General features: G+C 68.4%; 13 protein-coding genes and 1 pseudogene. 6 read left to right on the top strand and 8 right to left on the bottom strand.

What is annotated here, in order from left to right:
- Window positions 1-545: hypothetical protein (locus ACTHK2_RS11765; protein ID WP_440245904.1), on the bottom strand; the 545-nt coding region annotated here is incomplete at its 3' end.
- Window positions 546-639: 94 nt separating this feature from the next.
- Between ACTHK2_RS11765 and ubiH the strand changes: the two genes are divergently transcribed.
- Both ubiH and ACTHK2_RS11755 read left to right on the top strand, forming a co-directional pair.
- Window positions 640-1,851: a 2-octaprenyl-6-methoxyphenyl hydroxylase gene (gene ubiH / locus ACTHK2_RS11760; RefSeq protein ID WP_440245903.1), complete on the top strand. Its 1,212-nt coding sequence runs from the start codon at window positions 640-642 to the stop codon at window positions 1,849-1,851.
- Window positions 1,848-3,119, top strand: coding sequence for a UbiH/UbiF/VisC/COQ6 family ubiquinone biosynthesis hydroxylase (locus ACTHK2_RS11755; RefSeq protein ID WP_440245902.1), 1,272 nt, complete (start codon window positions 1,848-1,850; stop codon window positions 3,117-3,119). The genes ubiH and ACTHK2_RS11755 overlap by 4 nt, the downstream gene beginning before the upstream one ends.
- A gap of 18 nt (window positions 3,120-3,137) precedes the next feature.
- Here the strand turns inward: ACTHK2_RS11755 and ACTHK2_RS11750 are convergent, their stop codons facing one another.
- From ACTHK2_RS11750 to ACTHK2_RS11725, 6 genes are all read right to left on the bottom strand, one after another.
- Entirely contained in the window at window positions 3,138-3,491 is a 354-nt protein-coding gene (locus tag ACTHK2_RS11750) for a hypothetical protein (protein ID WP_440245901.1), read from the bottom strand.
- 74 nt (window positions 3,492-3,565) lie between these two features.
- On the bottom strand, window positions 3,566-4,249 hold the full coding sequence (locus ACTHK2_RS11745) for a hypothetical protein (protein WP_440245900.1): 684 nt from the start codon (window positions 4,247-4,249) through the stop codon (window positions 3,566-3,568).
- Between the two features lie 2 nt (window positions 4,250-4,251).
- Window positions 4,252-8,106 (bottom strand): translocation/assembly module TamB domain-containing protein, encoded by a 3,855-nt coding sequence (locus ACTHK2_RS11740; protein WP_440245899.1) that lies wholly within the window; start codon window positions 8,104-8,106, stop codon window positions 4,252-4,254.
- Between the two features lie 179 nt (window positions 8,107-8,285).
- Complete coding sequence (locus ACTHK2_RS11735; RefSeq protein ID WP_440245898.1) at window positions 8,286-10,094, bottom strand: autotransporter assembly complex protein TamA; 1,809 nt, start codon at window positions 10,092-10,094, stop codon at window positions 8,286-8,288.
- A 107-nt stretch (window positions 10,095-10,201) separates the two neighbouring features.
- Complete coding sequence (locus ACTHK2_RS11730; protein WP_440245897.1) at window positions 10,202-10,342, bottom strand: DUF3096 domain-containing protein; 141 nt, start codon at window positions 10,340-10,342, stop codon at window positions 10,202-10,204.
- A 129-nt stretch (window positions 10,343-10,471) separates the two neighbouring features.
- Window positions 10,472-11,518: a hypothetical protein gene (locus ACTHK2_RS11725; protein WP_440245896.1), complete on the bottom strand. Its 1,047-nt coding sequence runs from the start codon at window positions 11,516-11,518 to the stop codon at window positions 10,472-10,474.
- A gap of 219 nt (window positions 11,519-11,737) precedes the next feature.
- On the opposite strand from ACTHK2_RS11725, the pseudogene ACTHK2_RS11720 reads away from it, so the two are divergent.
- From ACTHK2_RS11720 to ACTHK2_RS11710, 3 genes and pseudogenes are all read left to right on the top strand, one after another.
- Window positions 11,738-11,926 (top strand): annotated as a pseudogene (locus ACTHK2_RS11720) (YbdD/YjiX family protein).
- 939 nt (window positions 11,927-12,865) lie between these two features.
- Window positions 12,866-13,453, top strand: coding sequence for a hypothetical protein (locus tag ACTHK2_RS11715; protein ID WP_440245895.1), 588 nt, complete (start codon window positions 12,866-12,868; stop codon window positions 13,451-13,453).
- A 111-nt stretch (window positions 13,454-13,564) separates the two neighbouring features.
- The gene (locus ACTHK2_RS11710) at window positions 13,565-14,125 is read left to right on the top strand and encodes a toll/interleukin-1 receptor domain-containing protein (RefSeq protein ID WP_440245894.1); all 561 of its coding nucleotides are present in this window, start codon (window positions 13,565-13,567) and stop codon (window positions 14,123-14,125) included.
- A 780-nt stretch (window positions 14,126-14,905) separates the two neighbouring features.
- Here ACTHK2_RS11710 and ACTHK2_RS11705 read toward each other — a convergent pair.
- Window positions 14,906-16,984, bottom strand: coding sequence for a carbon starvation CstA family protein (locus tag ACTHK2_RS11705; protein ID WP_440245893.1), 2,079 nt, complete (start codon window positions 16,982-16,984; stop codon window positions 14,906-14,908).
- 207 nt (window positions 16,985-17,191) lie between these two features.
- Here ACTHK2_RS11705 and ACTHK2_RS11700 point away from each other — a divergent pair.
- The coding region (locus ACTHK2_RS11700; protein WP_440245892.1) for an ECF-type sigma factor at window positions 17,192-17,767 on the top strand (576 nt) is incomplete at its 3' end.

Raw genomic sequence — 17,767 nt, 5'->3', positions numbered from 1 at the left:
GTCTGCATGAACGGCAGGTACCAGTCGCCGAGGTTCGCGACCCAGCCACCGAAGCTGCGCGCGGGTACGCTCGGACTGATCCAGTAGAAGCTGCCGTTCGACACGAGATAGCATGCGCTCGCGGCGACGACCGTGCTGGCGACGAGCAGCGCGCCGTCGCGCAGGTGCACGCCGCGGTAGCGCGCGCGCAGCCAGGCGCCGCCGAACCAGAGTGCGGCGTAGCTCGGCACGAGGAACCAGTACGCCGGCGATACGCAGTAGTGGCTCCAGAAATCCAGGCCTTGCGCGCTGATCACCGCGTAGTCGACCGCGACCGCGAGCGCCATCAGCAGCGGGAACGCCCAGCGGAACGCCCCGCTCGTGAACGTGACCGGTTGCTGCGGCTTGCCCGCGGACAGGTAGAAGCCGGCAATGAAGAACACCGCCCACGAGGCGTCCGGCAACGGGCCGAAGTGATGGCTGCGCGTGGCGACCATGACGAGGCCGAGCAGCAGGAACAGGCCGAGGCGCAGGTCTTTGGCGAGGGGAGAGGCGGTGTCGGTCATGGTTCGAGGCCCTGTGATCAGGTCGCCAAGTTTAGCCCAACGCGCGTCGATGCGCCGCGCGGTGCCGCGCCCGCGCGCCGGGTATGATCGGCGGGTGAACAGCGACCTCGACGTCCTCATCATCGGCGGCGGCCTCGTCGGCGCCAGCCTCGCCATCGCGCTCGACGGCGCCGGCCTCGATGTGGCGCTCGCCGAAGCGGTGCCGCCGCGCGTCGAGCTGCAGCCGAGCTACGACGAACGCAACCTCGCGCTGGCCCAGGCGAGCGTCAATGCGCTGCGCGCGCTCGGTGTGTTCGAATCGGCCACGCCGCTCGCGCCGATCCGCCGCATCCACGTGAGCCGCCGCGGCGATTTCGGCGCGGTGCGGCTCGACGCGACCGAACTCGGCCTGCGCGATTTCGGCGGGGTGCTGCCCGCGCGCGAACTCGGCAATGCGCTGCTGCGCCGGCTCGACGCCTGCGGCGACCTCGGACGCATCGCGCCCGCACAGGCGGTCGCGCTCGCGCCGCGACACGACGCCGTCGACGTGACCCTCCGCAACGGCGAGACGACGCGCGACGTGCGTGCGCGGCTCGTCGTCGGCGCCGACGGCAGCGAATCGTTCGTGCGCGGCGCACTCGGCATCGGCGTCACGCGGCACGACTATGCACAGTCCGCGCTGGTGACGACCCTGACGACGGAACGGCCGCTCGACGGACTCGCCTACGAACGCTTCACCGATTCCGGGCCGGTCGCGCTGCTGCCGCTCGGCGACCGTCGCGCGGGTCTCGTCCTCAGCGTGCCGCGCGAGGACGCTGCGCGCATCGCCGCACTCGACGACGACGCCTTCATCGCCTTCGTGCACGAGCGTTTCGGCTGGCGCGCGGGGCGCTTCTCGCGCCCGGGGCGGCGCAAGCCGTATCCGCTCGCACGCGCGCTCGCCGAACGCACGACCGCGGCGCGCAGCGTGCTCGTCGGCAACGCGGCGCAGACGGTGCATCCGCTCGGCGCGCAGGGTTTCAATCTCGGCCTGCGCGATGCGCTCACGCTCGCCGAACTGCTGCGCGAGGCGGCATCGCGCGGCGCCGACCCGGGTGGCGCCGCGCTGCTCGCGCGCCACGTCGAACGGCGGGCGGATGATCGCGCGGCGACCACCCCCTTCAGCGACGACCTCGTCCGCCTCATGGGGCACGAATTCCTGCCGCTGCGCGTCGTGCGCTCGCTCGGTTTCCATGCGCTCGAACGCAGTACCGCGCTCAAGCGCCGCTTCGCGCTGCGCGGCATGGGATTCCGCGGCGACGCCTCGATGCTCGGGCTGCGACCATGAGCCGGCGCGGCGAACTCGACGTCATCGTCGTCGGTGCCGGCGCGGTCGGCGGCGCGCTCGCGCTCGGCCTTGCGCGCGATGGCTTCGAGGTCGCGCTGGTCGAGGCGCGCGAACCGAGGCCATGGCGCGCCGACGACGAGGTCGACCTGCGCGTCGTCGCGCTCGCGCCGGATGCGCGCGCCTTGCTCGACGATCTCGGCGTGTGGCCGTCGATCGCCGCGGCGCGCATCGGTCCGTATCGCGACATGCACGTCTGGGATGCCCTCGCGCCCGGAGAGCTGCATTTCGACGCAGCGGAACAGGGCGAAGCCGCGCTCGGCTGGATCGTCGAGAACAAGCTCGTCCAGTCCGCGCTGTGGCACGCCCTGCACGAAGACGGCTTCCGTAGGAGCGGCTTCAGCCGCGATGCACTGGACTATTCGAAGGGCTCGCGCAAAAACATCGCGGCTGAAGCCGCTCCCACCAAGCCCATCATCTACTGCCCCGGCGAAGTCGTGGAGATCGACGACGGCGCGAGCGGCGTGACGGCGACGCTCGCCGACGGCACGCGCCTGCGCGCGCGCGTGCTGGTTGCCGCCGAAGGCGCCGAATCGTCGGTGCGCACGCGCCTTGGCATCGCATTCGAAGGACGCGACTACGCGCAGCGCGCGGTCGTCGCGCACGTCGCGACGGAACGTCCGCACGCGGGCACCGCGTGGCAGCGCTTCCAGCCGGGTGGCCCGCTCGCGTTCCTGCCGCTCGCCGACGGCCGCTGTTCGATCGTCTGGTCGCTGCCCGAGGTCGAAGCCGCACGCGTGCTCGCGCTCGACGACGACGCGTTCCGCGCCGAACTCGGCTGCGCGTTCGACTTCCGCCTCGGCGCGATCACGGCCACGACGCCGCGCGCCGCGTTCCCGCTGCGACTGCGCCTTGCGGATCGCTACGTCCTCGGACGCTGCGTGCTCGCCGGCGACGCCGCGCACGTCGTCCATCCACTCGCGGGCCAGGGCATGAACCTCGGCCTGCGCGACGTCGCCTGCGTGCGCCACGTGCTGCGCGACGCGCGCGAGCGCGGCAGCGATCTTGGCGCCGCACATGTTCTGCGCCGCTACGAACGCGAACGGCGCAGCGACAACACGCTCGCCGCGCGCGGCTTCGACGCGATCGAGCGCATTTACGGTTCCACGAGCGAGCCGGTTGCCGCATTGCGCGGTGTGGCGCTCGCATTCGCGGGCCGCTTCGCGCCGCTGCGGGGGATGCTCGCGAACATCGCCGCCGGCCGCCGCTGAGCACGAGGCCAACGCTGGTCAGAGCATCGCGAACGTGATGACCGCGCAGGCGACGGTCATGAGCAGTAGGCCGACGAGGAAGATCGCGTCGGCCGCCTGTTCGATGCGATGCATGCGCCGCACGCTCCGAACGCGCAGCGCCCAATAGGACAGCACGCACGACACCATGAACAGCGTTGCGTCGCCGGCGAGCAGGTCGTCGGCGACCGTGCCGACCTTGGTCGTCGTGACGACGATGCGGATGAGCCCGATCACCGTGAGGCAGACGCCGACGAGCGCGGCCGATGCGGTGAAGATGTGGATGCACAGGTCCGCCTCGAGTGCGCGATCCGGGGCGGGCGGGGACGGACGTGGCGTGGACGGGGGTGGCATTGCGGCGTGTGACCGGCGGCGCGGACGGCGAGTTCAGTGCGATTCGTGCACGTCGTGTAAAGACGCGCACACGGTCATGGCGTCGATATGTCCGGGCCGCGCGTGAATACCTCGCCGATCGTGTGCGCGTGCGGCCGGTAGTGCTGTGCCGCGAAGGCGAAGCCGACCGCGACGAGCGCGGTGACGAGGAACGGCGCAATCGTGTGGCGCAGCGCGGTGTCGAGCCAGTGGCGCCGCTCGAGCACGCGCAGGCGGCGGTACAACGTCGCCGACAGCGCGCCGTCGACGAGCAGTTCGGCGAACAGCGTCGGTGCGGAGACGACGACCCACAACGAGGCGCAGGCGATCGCGAGCACCGCGATCACGAGCAGCAGCGGCAGGGCTTCGAGCGCGCCCGCGCCGTCGAGCCACCCCGCGCCGTGCGCATGGGCGCCAGGGACGCCCGCTTCGACGTGACTGCCGCCAGGGCCGCCCGCCTGCGCGTGGCTATGGCCCGAACCGGGCAGGTCGAGATTCGGGTCGCCGCGTAGCGCGAACGCGCGCACGAGCACCAGGAAAACGATGTATGCGATGCACAGCGCGAGCCCGTAGCGCAGCGGCATCGAGACGAGCCCCGCGCGCAGCAGCAGCCACGATGCGAGCAGTCCGCAGCCGCCCGTGAGCAGCACGAGCAGCAGCATGCGTGCACGCGGGAAACCGAAACGCAGCAGGCGCTCGCGGATGCGCGCGACCTCGTCTTCGCGTCGCAGGCGGCGCATGCTCAGTGTTCCCAGCGGTAATTGATGCCGGCGCGGTTGCCGCTCGTCGCATTCTGCGCTTCGAAGTTCCAGCGCTTGTTGAAGATGTACTTGAGGCTCACGACCTCGCCCGGCGTGAACAGGCCGACGCCGTAGCTGAGATAGAGCTTGGGCGAGAGGTACTTGCCGACCGTGAACGCGGCGCCGCCGACCGCGGCATTGTCGGACACGCCGGCCTCCACGCCCATGCGGGCGCCGATGCCCTTGGCGAGCAGGTCGCCGGTCGCGCTGCCGAGCGCGCGCGCGGCGGTGCCGAGCATGTCGCCTTCGCCGCTCTTGAGCCCGGACAGCGGCTTGCCGGTGATGAGATAGGACAGCGCTTCGGATTGCTCCATCGCCGGCTGCGAATACACCGTGAGCACGGGCACCTGCGCGGTACCGCGCACCTGCAGGCCGGCGACGATCGTGTCGTCGCTCTGTCCGCCGGAGGCGCCGAGGATCGTGCGCGCGGCGCGGATGTCGAGGCCGGGGTTGTCGAGCGCGGTGCCCGCGAACAGCAGGCGGCCGCTTTCGATCTTGAGGTCCTGGCCGTACGCGCGGTACGTGCCTTCGACGTTCATCGTGCCGGTGCCGGTCGCGAGCCTGCCCGGGCGCTGGTCGATGCGCAGCTGGCCGCGGACGCGACCGTCGAGTCCGAGGCCGGCGAGCTTGACGTCGTCGCCGAGGCGGATCTCGACGGCGACGATGACCGGCAGCGGCTTGCCGGGTGCGGGCTGTTCGGCGTCGACGACCACGACGTCCGGCGAGGTCTTCGCGGTGCCGCCGCCGGGGAGCTTCGCGAGGTCGACGTCGGTCTTCGGGATCGTGACACTGCCGCCGACGCTGAGGTTCTCGCTCGTGCGTTCGATCACGAGGTCGGGCGAGATCACGACCTTCGCCGCGGGGATGTCCGCGGCGAGGAAGTCGTTGCCCTTGATCGTCGCGTGCAGCGGAGCGTCCGCGCCGATGCCGCCGGTGCCGGACAAGGTGAGCATGCCGTCGCCGGACTTCAGCGTGCCCTCGAGCGCGAAATGATCGGCATCGGTCGCGCGCGCGGTGATGTTGCCGTCGTGCAGCTTGAGGCCGGCGGTCGGCAGTTCCGCGGCGAGTTCCTTCAGGGTGAGCGCGCCATTGAGCTGCGGCGCCGCGGTCGTTCCCGCGAACGTGTAGTTCGCGGCGAGCTTGCCCTTGGCGTTCGCGACTTCCGGCGTCAGCAGCTCGACGAACGCGAGGCTGTTGAGCGCGAGGTCGAGGTGTCCGCCGAGCGCCTGCGCCGATCCGGCCGGTCCGCTCAAGGTGATGTCGCCATCGAGACGGCCGTCGTGGTCGAGCGATGCGCGCAAGGTCGCATGCGTCGATTGCGGCGACAGCGTCGCGTCGAGCGCGAGGCCAGTGTAGGCGAATAACGGCTGGTTCGCATTGTCGGGATAGGCGATGCTGCCGCGTTCCGATGCGAGCGTCGCCGTGCCGTCGAGCGCGCCTGCGGCACTGCGGCGCACGTCGCCGCGGCCACCGATGAGGCCTTCGACGCGCACCGGCGTGTCGGGCGAGGCGAGCTTCATGACGAGCGCAAGCGGCAATTGCTCGATGCGGTAGCGCGCGGCGAGCGCGCCGTCGGCGCCGCCATTGCCGCCGACGCACAGGCGCGGGCCGCCCCCGGCGAGGCAGATGTCGGTCGCGTTGAACTGCTTGCCGTCCCAGCTCATCGCCGCGGGCTGCTCGAGCGCGAGCGGCGGCGCATCCTTGATCGCGATGTCGAGCGTCTTCAACGCTCCATTCCAGCGCCCCTGGTCGTGCGCGCTGCCGGACAGCGCGAGGCGCAGGCCGAGGGGCGAACCGCGCGCGTCGACGGCGAGCTGGTGCGCGTCGCGACGGCCGCTGCCGTCGACGTCGATCGCCTCGAACGCGAGCGCGCCGCTCGCGACGCGCTGGGCCTTCAGCGACAGCGTGCCCTGCGGCGGGTCGAGGCTCGCGATGTCGGCGACGAGGTCGAGCGCGTCGACCGTGCTGCCGCCCGAGGCGATCTTCGCACCGTGCGCGCGGCCACTTACGGCAAGCTTCGGCCAATGCCCCTGCACGCGGAACTCGCCGTCGAGGCGTCCTCTCGCGTCGGGCAGCCAGTCGCCGAGTGAGGCGATCGCGAGCGTGATCGTCGCGTCGGTCTGGTCACCGCCGCGGCCGACCACCGCGACGCGGCTGTTGCCCGAAGCGAGTTCGAGCGTGCCGTCGACGACGTAGTCGGGCTTGAGCGCGAGATCGGCATGGCCGGACAGCGCGCGCTTGCGCAGCATGCCGCCGAGATGGTCGAGCTCGATCGTCGCGTCGGGGCCGCGGTCGGTCAGCGTGCCGCGGGTGGCGAGGTCGAAATCGAGTGCGCCGGGCCACGAGGCCGCGAACGCGCCCGGATCGAGCCGGCTCGCCTTCGCTTCGATCTGCCAGCCGACGGCGGGCTTCAACGTCACCGTGCCGTGCGCGTCGAGCCCGCCCTTCGGTTGCTGCAGCGCGAGCTGTTTCAAGGTGATCGCCTCGGGCGTGCCGTCGAGGTCGAGCGCGAGATCGGCTAGTTGGCCCGGCGGTCCGATCGACAGGTCGCCCTTGGCGTGGAAACGTTCGGCGCTGCCGTTCGCATCGAGCCGGCCGTGCGTCGCGAGCGCCTGGCCGACGAGGTCGGCGGGCAGCACGACGTCGGTCCAGCGCAGCGCGACGTTCGCCGCGATCGGTTTCGCGTCGAGCTGCACCTCGCCGTTCGCCTCGAGCGTGCCGACGGCTTCGGGGCTGCGCAGGGTGAGCGCTTCGATCGTGAAGCGCTGGTCGGCGAGCGCAAAGCGCAGCGGCTCGATGCGCACGCGGTGATCGTTCGCCGCGACTTCGCCGCTGACCGTGCCGCCGTGCATGTCGCCGCTGCCCTCGCGCGAGAGTTCGAGGGCAGCGAGCGTCGAGTCCTTCAGTACGCGCTTGGGATCGAAGCGCGGCACGGCGACCTTTGCGGTCCACGGCCAGTCCTTCGCCTGCGTGAGCTGTGCATCGACGTCCGCGGCGGTCGGTTCGCTCAATGCGACCGCGAGGTGCGCGAGCTTGCCGTCGCTGTTCGCGGTCAAGGTGCCCGCGTATACGACGTCGGCGACGTTCCAGCGGAAGTCGAGCGCGCCGTCCCCGGGGTAACCGGGCAGCGCGGAGACGGTGCCGTGCAGGTCGAGCTGGCCATCGGTCGAACGCAGCGCGATCGAATCGAGCTTGATGCCCTCGTGGGTCCAGCGGCCGACGACGTCGAGCGTATCGATCGCGAGCATGGGTGCGCCGTCGCTGGTGATCGTCGCGCGCGCGAGCACGAGGCGGTCGAGCACGACGTCGAGCGGCGCGACGAGGGAAAACTCGCCGGCCGCCGGTTCGGGTTCCGTTGGCGGCGGCACGCTGGTCAGCGCGACATCGAGACCGTCGAGCTGGAGCTTCGTGAGATGCAGGCGCGAGGCAATGAGTTCGAGCGGCGCGAACGCGATCGTCGCGCGCTGTGCGTGCACGTCGAGCCCGGTGTCGGCATCGCGGTAGCGCAGGTCTTCGATCGTCGCCGGGCCGGCGAGGCTCCCGCTCGAGCGCGCGATCGTGAGCTTGCCGTCGGTGGCGCCGATCGCGCGTGCGAGCACGAACTGCAGGCCCGATTCGGTGCGCAGCATCCAGAATGCGAGCACGCCGACCAGCACGACCAGCACCGCGAGCGCGATGCCGAGGCGGGCGAGCAGGCGCGGCCAGGCGAAGCCGCGTGCATGATCCGGACAACGTACCCGACCCGGTCCTCTCGCAGAATGGGTGGGACGGCGATGCGAATTCTCGCGAGGCGTCATGCCCGCGGAAGCGGGCAACCATTTTGCTTCCGATGGATCCGGCCAATGGACTCCCGCTTCCGCGGGAATGGCGTCGCGCGGAGGCATTTCGGAATGACGGAACGAGCGCGATGCTTCCGAAGCGGAACCAGTAGCAGGCAACGCGCCGCGCGCAACGTCCATCGGTGCATTCCGGTACGTCATAGATCCGGTCCGATCACGATGTGCAGCTCGACGCCGTGATTCTGGTCGTCGCGCACGGGCACGCCGAGGTCGACGCGCACCATGCCGAACGGCGAGCGCCAGCGCGCGCCCACACCGACGCCGATCTTCTGGCGGTAGCTGCCGAAACTCGAAAACGCATCGCCGGTGTCGATGAACGTCGCGATGCCCCAGTTCGGCTTGAAGTAGTACTCGTATTCGGCGCTCGCGACTGCGAGGTTCTTGCCGCCGACGACGAAATCCTGGCAATCGCTCTTCGGGTGCGCATCGCAGTACGCCTGCGCGACCGGCACGAGCGCGTCGGGCAGGGGCGGGCCGACCGTCTGGAAACCGTAGCCGCGGATCGAGCGGTCGCCGCCGGCGAAGAAGCGCAGTTCCGGCGGCAGCTTGTCGAAGTCGCCGACGTGGGTCGCGCCGAGCGAGCCACGGGCGATGAAGCGCCCGTGCTCGCCGATGCCATGGATCCACTTCGCATCGGCGCTCGCCTGCAGGAAGCTCGTGTCCGAGACGAGGCCCTTCTGTCCCGTCCGTGCGGCGAACGTGAGCGACCAGCCGTCGCGCACGAACGCGGGGTCGTCGGCCTTCTTGCGCGTGAGCGACGCTTCCGGGTACAGCAGGGTCGTGTCGCCCTTGATGTTGGCGACCTTGAAGTCGCCGGTGAGGAACTTGAGGCCGAGCGTGCGCGTCCAGCCGCGCCAGAGGCGCGAATCGGTCGCGGCCAGGCCGAACGTGCGCGCGGTGCTCGTGTCGGTGTTCTCGTCGCGGAACGTCGCGCCGAACGCGAGGTTGTGGTTGTCCGGGCCGGCGAGCGGGATCCGGTACTGTGCCGACGCGGTCTTGAGGCGCGTCGCGACGATCGTCTCGACCTTGAACTTGTGCCCGCTCGCATTGTTCCAGCGCCGCTCGACGCCGCCACGCACGCCGGGGCCGGTGTCGGTGCCGATGAATACGCCGCCGGTGTAGATCGTGCGCTTGGCCGGCGCGAGCATGACCTTGATCGGCACCGTGCCGTCGGCCGCGTGCTCGACGTCCGGCTCGACCTGCACGATCGCGAAGTAGTCGGCGTCGATGAGGCGCTGCTGCAGCGCGAGCACCTGGTCCTGCGTGTAGAAGTCACCCTTCGCCCACGGGATGTAGCGCTCGAGGAACTTGCTCGGGAACTGCGCGCCCTCGAACGTCGTCGTGCCGAGCCGATAGCGCGTGCCGACCTTCCAGGCGAGGTGGATGTCGGCCGTGTTCGCCGAGCGCGTGACTTCGACCTGGTGCGTGACGAGTTCGGCGTCGAGATAGCCGCTCGCGAACAGCGCGGCCTGGATCGTCGCCTTGCTCTTCTCGTACGCGGCGTGGTCGAGCGCCGCACCCTTCGCCGGCGCGAACGCGGCGAGCGCCTGTCGCACCGGGCGCTGGCCGTCGGCATCGCCGTCGATGCGCACGTCGACGGTCGCGACCTTCACCGGCTCGCCGGGTTTCACGTGCAGCACCGCGACGTAGGCGTCGCCGTTCTCGCGCAGTTCGCCGTCGACCGTCACGCCGTAATAGCCGTGGGGCTCGAGCGCCGAGCGCACTTGCGCGTCGGCATGCTCGTACAGTCGCCGCGCCTGCGCCGCGGTCACGTCGCGCGACGCGTACTGCTCGAGCTCGAGCCCGCCGAGCACGGCGTCGCGCAGCGCGCCGTCGACGCCGTCGATCTCCACCGTGACACGGCCCGCGTGCGCGGCACCGGCGCCGAGCAGCAGGGCGAGGCACGAAAGCGAAGCGAGGCGGCGTCGGCAGGCACGAAGGAACATCGTGTAGTTATAGCAGGAGCCGCGTGCCGACTCAGCGTGCGGTCTCGTGCAGCGCGTCACGCCCGCGTTGGCGCAGGCATGCGCGCGGGGCGGTCCTGCTGACGGCGTCAGACGCGCAGGCCCGGGAACAGGCCCAGCAGGCCGATGATGATGAGATAGAGCGCGACCACGTAGTTCAGCAGGCGCGGGCGGATGAGGATGAGGATGCCGGCGATCAGCGCGATCAGCGGTTGCAATGCCAGATGCATGGTCGACCTCCGCGTTGGGGAGGTCGAAAGGTAGCAGGTCGGCCTGTCGCGCAGATGAAGGGACGTCGATCCGATGCCGCCCGAACCGATGCGCGAGCTTGCGGGGTGGGCGTAGCCGGCGGCAGAAGGTCAGCGCGTGAACACGGTGGCCGCGAGCTGTTGCTGCGTCTTCTTGGTCGAGCGCTTGCGCCGCGTGACGGCCGCCTGGCCCGGGTCCCACGTGCCCAGGCGGCGCGTTTCGATGAGGCCGAGCGCGTCGTACGCGTTCACGACGTCGAACACGTCGGCCATTTTCGCTTTCGCGGCCTTGGCGATCTCGTGCAGCGGTGCCGCTTCGCGCATCAGCGTGAGCGCAATGCGATGCTGCTTGCGATAGTCGTTGTCGAGCGGCAGCCAGCTCTTGAGCTTGAAGCTCGCGCTCGGGTCGAGGTGCGCGGCGAGCCAGCCGTTCGAGCGCAGGAACGCGTGCAGCCAGCGCAGCCGCACGAGCGGACGGCCCGGATGCTGCTTGCGCAGCTCCGCTAGCTGCGCGCCGCCGACGCGCTTGCGTTCGTGGCCGCCGAGCGGGTCGAGGAAATACGGCTCGAGTTCGGCCAGGCGTGCGCTCGTGTGGAACGTGTCGGTGACCGGGTCGATCAGCAGCGGCGGGATGCCGTGCCGCTGGACGAGCACGGCACCGCGCTTGATCAGCGCCTCGAGGTCGGTGCAGCGGCGCTCGCGCTGCACGTCGATGAACGACGCGCGCGTCGATTCCGGCGCCTCCGCGCCGTCGTCGTCGCGGCGCGTCGGCTTGCGCTGCGGAACGATGTGGCGCTCGACCGCGCTGAAGTCGATCAGGCGGCGCGGCTCCGGCGGCGCGGCGCGGCCGACGTGGTTGAGCAGGCCGACGATCGCCTTCGCGCTGAACGGGCGGTGCAGCACGAGGTCGGCACCGAGCGCATCGTCGCCCGCGTTCGCGATCACCGCGAAATGCTTGCCTTCGTCGAGCGCGCGCACGCGCGCGCAGCGGCCGCCGAAATCGGCAAGGTCGGCGAGCACGAAGTCGATGTCATCGTCGTCCTTGGCGAAGCTCCACGCATGATCGAGCTGCGGCTGGACCACGCGCATGAAGGTGCCGATTTCCGACACGTCGGCGGCAGCGGCACCGGCCACGACGAGGTGCTTGCGAGGTTTCATGGTCTGGCGGGCTTTGGACGACGCTTCAGGGGACGCCGTAGCGGCCATTATCCGGAGCGGGGCAGCGAATAATGTGACCCTGCACCGGAAACGGGCCGTCGTCGGCACCGTCCGGCAGCCCCGATGGACCGCTCGGCACCATCCGTAGACGAATGGCGACTTGCGCACGGCCCATTCCGGGCGGACGATCACGGTCGGGCACGACGAGGGATTTTCCGGATGGACGGGCAGGCGATCTGGCGCAACCTGGTACGGCTGGCGCGTCGCATCATCGGCGTGCCCGACTACGACACCTACGTCGCGCACCTGCGCTAACACCACCCCGAACGCCCGGTGCCGAGCTACGCGGAGTTCTTCAACGAGCGCCAGCAGGCGCGCTATCGCGGGGGTGGCGGACGCTGCTGCTGAAAGGGTTTCGCCTCTCCCGCCTGCGGGAGAGGCCGCCGCGCAGCGGTGGGTGAGGGGTGCCGAAGCGCGGCGTTTGCAGGCTCCGTAACCGAGCGCCGCGCTCCGATCGCCCTCCCCAACCCTCTCGCGCGAGCGGGAGAGGGGAACCGCGCGGCGGGCGCAGCGGCATCGGAATTCACCTCTCCCGCGCGCGCGAGAGGCCGACGCGCGCAGCGCGGCGGGTGAGGGGAAGGCGGAGCGCCACCGCCCCGCCTCGATGCGCTTGCCCGCTGACCGCAATTCCTTCCGGCGTCACACGGAACACCCTCGCGACCATGAATGCGCCGAGCGCCGGACGGCAAGCGTTCGTACTGCAACCACTCACCCCGGCGGTCGAATGGAATCCCTCCGGCCTGATCCATAGAGCCGCGGCGCTGACTCGAAGCCGCTTTCCGCTGCTACGGAATCCGTCGGACGTAGTCGAATGCAGCTTATTCCTGAACCAAAGCAGGTCCGCTCGCTATGCGGAATCCCGTCGACCTGATCGGGAATGCCGACGACCTGAAACGAAGCGTCTCCGCGCCGGTCCGCAGCAGGTGAAAGCTGCTTTCGAATCCCGAAAACCTGCTATCGATCAGGTCGCGCGCATTCCATTGTTGCTTTTTTGATCAACGATGATGCTTTGCAGGCATCCACTGCCGCCCCCGAGTGCTCGTGTGCCTCGAAACCAATTCCGCATCGGGCCGTTACACCCTCACTTGCAGGCGCGTAATCCGTTACGCCCGCACCCTCAGGGTGTTGCGCGGGTCGTCGGGCGTCAGGGTGGCCGTGCATGTATGGGCAAGCGAATGATCCGATGTGGAAAACCGTCTTGACGTGGCGTGGCGACGGCAAGCACGATGCCGTGCAATACCCCGATATGGGTCTACTTGTAGTTGGGCTGCATAGGGAGGACGCGCGATGCCCCGCAAGAAGAGCATCAAGGGCTCGGCCGATTGGTTCGCCCAGTGCGCCGGAGAGATTGACACGTTTCTGTCCGCTGTTTCAGAACGTCAGTCGGCAGAGCACGTTTCATGGCTCCACGGATACGCCATCATCAAGCTTTATCGAACCTTTGAGTCGTTTGTGCTTGATTGCCTGATCGGTGCGATTAACAACGATACTGGCACACTAAGCGCCAAGGCAGGAATCGCGTTTCCAAAGCATCTTACAGACGAAGTCTGCGAGTACATCATCATCGGCCAAGGCTACTTTGACTTCAAAGGGCGAGATGGACTCATCAAAACGATCAAGGGCTATGTTCAGGACGATCATTATCTCAAGACCGTCAAGCAGAAAAGGTACAAAGAAGCACTTGAGCAACTCACGGCACTTAGAAACTATGCTGCCCATGAGAGCTTCAAGTCCAAGAAGGCCGCGTTAGATGCCATCGGGGCCAAGCGAATCGGCGCTGCTGGCTCATGGCTCAAACGAAAAAACCGTTACTCCCGCATTTCGGAGAAGCTCAAGGAAATCGCCGCGGAGGTCAGGAGCCATGCGCCGTACTGATGCACCCGAACTATGCGTTCAAGCGCACCGCGGGGACAGGCCATTGTGTTTTTTGATGTGATGTCGGCCGCTGCCGTTTAACGCGGCGTTATGCGACATTGAGGTCTTCAGATGTCCAACGAAAAGCATCTGCTTGGCAAAGTGTTCATATCCCATTCCTCGGTAGATAAGCCGTTCGTTCGGAAGCTCGCGGAAGCAATCGAGCGCGCCGGATTTCGCACGTGGCTCGACGAGAAAGAACTCGTTCCCGGGGACCCCCTCGCCAAGAAGATCAGCGAGGCACTTGATAAGTCACGGGTAGTGCTGGTTGTGGTGTCTTCCGCTTCGGTTGCGTCACGCTGGCTGTCGTTCGAGCTAAACAAAGCCACGGATCGCATGGTCCAAGGCGAGTGTCGCGTGATTCCAGTCATCATAGAGAAGGTGGCGCTTCCTCCGGAAGTCGCCGGCCTCCTGTATTCCGATTTCACCGATGAGTTTGAGTTACCTTTCAGAGGTGTACTAACTGCGCTTGAACATGAAGCGCGTTCGCGCGCTTGGAGCCATAGCTTTTGGTCGCGCGCAGAGCTATTGATCAAGTCCACCTTTCATGCGACTGGTTGGCTCTCAGTGGGCGGGGAGTACAAAGACAGAGACTACAACTTGGCTTATTTGTATTCCGGACACCGGAGATGAGCCCGACCGCACGGTAGTTTATGAGACGGTTTCTGGCTACTCGAAACCCGCAAGGCCACTTACGGACCTCTGGTGGAGTGAGTACTCGGGTTCAATATCGGAAGTTGATGAATCGCTCTTCCTGGTGCTGACCGAGCGCCCTGTTGCGTTTGCGACCGAGCCAGCGCCTGGAGCCGACGGGAGGATTACTTTCAAGACGCTTGGCTGGAAGGAGCACATCTACGGCTATGTGGTATTTGTCGATTTGTCGTCGACTGACGATGAAAGCTCACAGTTGGAACTTGTATCGAGCGCAAAGGGGCTTCTACAGAAACTCAGCGTACAGTTAGATTCCTAACATGCCGCATAGCAAGTCGTGTGCGAACCTGCCATTGCAAGTGACGACGGTTGAATGCGCCTTTGGCAAGTGGTGCGTTTTCAGTCGTGTACTCCGCCTTTGGGTGAGCAGCGGCGCCGGGCCATAATGAAATCCGCCGGGAGCAAGCCACCGAGCGCAATGTTTATTTGATGCGCGTCGGCATAGAGGCGTCCTTCGCGACCTGCGTCGACATAAAGCGATTTGCTCGCAGGCAACTTCGCTGAAGCTCGGTATGTTGCCATCAAGTTGGATGTGCCTCCGGACCTTTCCGCGGCCTTGCGGCTGGACTCTGGTGGTCGGGCCCTTCATGGCGCGCCAACTTCCATAGCCAGACCGTGGCGCGCCTTCGCCAACCACGTCACTGCCCTGCCTTGCGCCTAATGATCGACAGCCGTGCGGGGCCCGCGATGACTGGTCCCGGCTCAGGACGCCGCAAGCGCAACGTACGGCGTTTCCTTCGCGCTCGGTGCGGGCACGCGCCGCGCGGCGAGCGCGGCGCGTACACCGAACACGATCATCGCGACGACGAGGGCCATGAATGCGGCGGCGAGGCTCGCGTCGACGTAATCGTTGAAGATGATGCGGTGCATGTCGTCGAGCGTCTTCGCGGGGGCGAGCACCTGGTTGGCGTCCAGCGAGGCCTGGAATTTCGCCGCGTGCGCGGTGAAGCTGATCTTCGGGTCGGCGCCGAATGCCTTCTGCCAGCCCGCGGTGAGGGTGCAGACGACGAGCCAGACGGTCGGCAGCAGCGGGATCCAGAGGTACTTTTCGCGCTTGAGCTTGACCAGGCACACGCACGCGAAGATCAGCGCGATCGCGGCGAGCATCTGGTTGGCGATGCCGAACAGCGGCCACAGCGTATTGATGCCGCCGAGCGGATCGACGACGCCTTGATACAGGAAATAGCCCCAGCAGACGACGCAGAGCGCAGTCGCGACGAGGTTGCCGGTCCACGATTCGGTCTTGTGCAGTGACGGCACGGCGAGGCCGGCGAGTTCCTGGATCATGAAGCGGCCGACGCGCGTGCCGGCGTCGACGGTGGTGAGGATGAACAGCGCCTCGAACAGGATCGCGTAGTGGTACCAGAACGCCATCATGCCCTCGCCGGGCACGAGGCCGTGGAGGATCTGCGCCATGCCGACCGCGAGCGTCGGCGCGCCGCCGGCGCGCGAGAGGATGCTCGTCTCGCCGATGTCCTTCGCGGTCTGCGCAAGGAGCTCGGGCGTGACGACGAAGCCGAGGTTGGTGATCGCCAGTGCCGCACTGTCGACCGTCGTGCCGATCAGCGCGGCCGGCGCGTTCATCGCGAAGTACACGCCCGGTTGCAGCACGCATGCGGCGATCAGCGCCATCACCGCGACGAACGCTTCCATGAGCATCGCGCCGTAACCGACCAGCGGTGCGTCGGCCTCGTTGGCGATGAGCTTGGGCGTCGTGCCCGAGGAGATCAGCGAATGCCAGCCGGACACCGCGCCGCAGGCGATCGTGATGAACAGGAACGGGAACAGCGAGCCCGCGAACACCGGGCCGGTGCCGTCGACGAACTTCGTGAGGGCGGGCATCTTCAATTCGGGCATCGCGAACACGATGCCGACCGCGAGCAGCAGGATCGTGCCGATCTTGAGGAAGGTGCTGAGGTAGTCGCGCGGCGCGAGCAGCAGCCACACCGGCATCGCGGCGGCGCAAACACCATAGGCGATGAGCATCCACGCGAGCGCCTTGCCGTCGAACGTGAACGCCTTCGCCCAGGTCGGGTCCGCCGCGACGATGCCGCCGAGCCAGATCGACACGAGCAGCAGCACGAGGCCGATCACCGACACCTCGAGCACGCGCCCCGGGCGCAGGAAGCGCAGGTACAGGCCCATGAGCACCGCGAGCGGGATCGTCATCGCGACCGTGAACGTGCCCCAGGGGCTGATCGCGAGCGCCTTGACCACGACGAGCGCGAGCACGGCGAGGATGATGAACATGATCATGAGCACGCCGATCATCGCGATGACGCCCGCGGCGGGGCCCATTTCCGCGCGCACCATCTCGCCGAGCGAGCGGCCGTCGCGGCGGATCGAAAGCCCGAGGATCATGAAATCCTGCACGGCGCCCGCGAGCACGACGCCGACGAGGATCCACAGCGTGCCGGGCAGGTAGCCCATCTGCGCCGCGAGCACGGGCCCGACCAGCGGGCCGGCGCCGGCGATCGCGGCGAAGTGGTGGCCGAAGACGATCCAGCGGTCGGTCGGCACGTAGTCGAGGCCGTCGTTGCGGCGCACGGCCGGCGTCGCGCGCGTCGCGTCGAGTGCGAGCGCGCGGTCGGCGATGAAGCGGCCGTAGAAGCGCTGCGCAGTGAGGAAGATCGCCGCGGCCGCAGCGACCAGCCAGATCGCATTGATCGATTCGCCGCGATGCAGCGCGATCGTGCCGAGGCAGAACGCGCCGAAGACGGCGAGGGCGGCCCAGCCGAGCTTGGAAAGTGGGCTCGCGGGAACGATGGCAGCCAGGTTCATGGGGGGGCGGCTCTGCGCAGCGGACGGGTGCCTTGAGCGTGGCCTTTCGTGCCGGAGCGGTCAATGCGCGATGGCGGCCATGCGCGTTCGACTTTGGTCGAATCGGTGCGCGTCCACGCCCGCGGCGGAGCTGGCGCCGCCGCGGGCGCGGGGTGCGCGGCCGTCTGCGCTAGACTGCGCCCACGCAATCGACGGCAGCCTCCGCCCGTGCAGCACGAAGGCGAACCCGCGGGACTCGAAACGGACGCGCTGTTCGGGCAGGTCTACGATCGCCTGAAGGCGATGGCTGGTCGGCAACTCTCGGCGGGCCGGCATACGCTCGACGCGACTGCGCTCGTGCACGAACTCTATCTGCGCATCGGCGGCGGGCGGGAACTCGTGTTCTCCCAGCCGGACCAGTTCTTCGCCTACGCGGCGCGTGCGATGCGCCACCTGCTCGCCGATCGCGCACGCGGTCGCCTGCGCCAGCGCGCGGGCGGGGGATGGCTGCGCACGACGCCGACCGGCAGCGACGGGCGGCTCGCGCTCGACAGCGCGGAGCAGGCGCTCGAGCTCGACGAGGCGATGCAGCGGCTCGAGGCGCTGGATGCGCGCGCCGCGCGCGTGGTGGCGCTCGTCTGCTTCGCCGGGCTCGACCACGAACGCGCGGGACGCGCACTCGGCGTCGCCGGTCGCACGGTCGCGCGCGACTGGCGCTTCGCGCGCGCATTCCTCAAGAGCGAGCTCGGCGGCGACGGCGAGGCAGGCGACGACGCAGCAGGCGATGACGCAGCCGGCGATGAC

Origin of the sequence: Dokdonella sp. (genome assembly GCF_051958935.1) — a bacterium.
GTDB lineage: Bacteria > Pseudomonadota > Gammaproteobacteria > Xanthomonadales > Rhodanobacteraceae > Dokdonella_A.
Note: the sequence above shows the minus strand (reverse complement) of the source record. Positions and strands in the feature narration are given on the sequence as shown.

Excerpts from the sequence above, each read along its gene's own strand:
- ACTHK2_RS11705 (WP_440245893.1), bottom strand. The coding sequence starts at position 16,984 with ATGAACCTGGCTGCCATCGTTCCCGCGAGCCCACTTTCCAAGCTCGGC.
- ACTHK2_RS11730 (WP_440245897.1), bottom strand. The coding sequence starts at position 10,342 with ATGCATCTGGCATTGCAACCGCTGATCGCGCTGATCGCCGGCATCCTC.
- ACTHK2_RS11725 (WP_440245896.1), bottom strand. The coding sequence starts at position 11,518 with ATGAAACCTCGCAAGCACCTCGTCGTGGCCGGTGCCGCTGCCGCCGAC.
- ACTHK2_RS11740 (WP_440245899.1), bottom strand. The coding sequence starts at position 8,106 with ATGACGCCTCGCGAGAATTCGCATCGCCGTCCCACCCATTCTGCGAGA.
- ACTHK2_RS11750 (WP_440245901.1), bottom strand. The coding sequence starts at position 3,491 with ATGCCACCCCCGTCCACGCCACGTCCGTCCCCGCCCGCCCCGGATCGC.
- ACTHK2_RS11710 (WP_440245894.1), top strand. The coding sequence starts at position 13,565 with ATGTCCAACGAAAAGCATCTGCTTGGCAAAGTGTTCATATCCCATTCC.
- ACTHK2_RS11745 (WP_440245900.1), bottom strand. The coding sequence starts at position 4,249 with ATGCGCCGCCTGCGACGCGAAGACGAGGTCGCGCGCATCCGCGAGCGC.
- ACTHK2_RS11715 (WP_440245895.1), top strand. The coding sequence starts at position 12,866 with ATGCCCCGCAAGAAGAGCATCAAGGGCTCGGCCGATTGGTTCGCCCAG.
- ACTHK2_RS11735 (WP_440245898.1), bottom strand. The coding sequence starts at position 10,094 with ATGTTCCTTCGTGCCTGCCGACGCCGCCTCGCTTCGCTTTCGTGCCTC.
- ACTHK2_RS11755 (WP_440245902.1), top strand. The coding sequence starts at position 1,848 with ATGAGCCGGCGCGGCGAACTCGACGTCATCGTCGTCGGTGCCGGCGCG.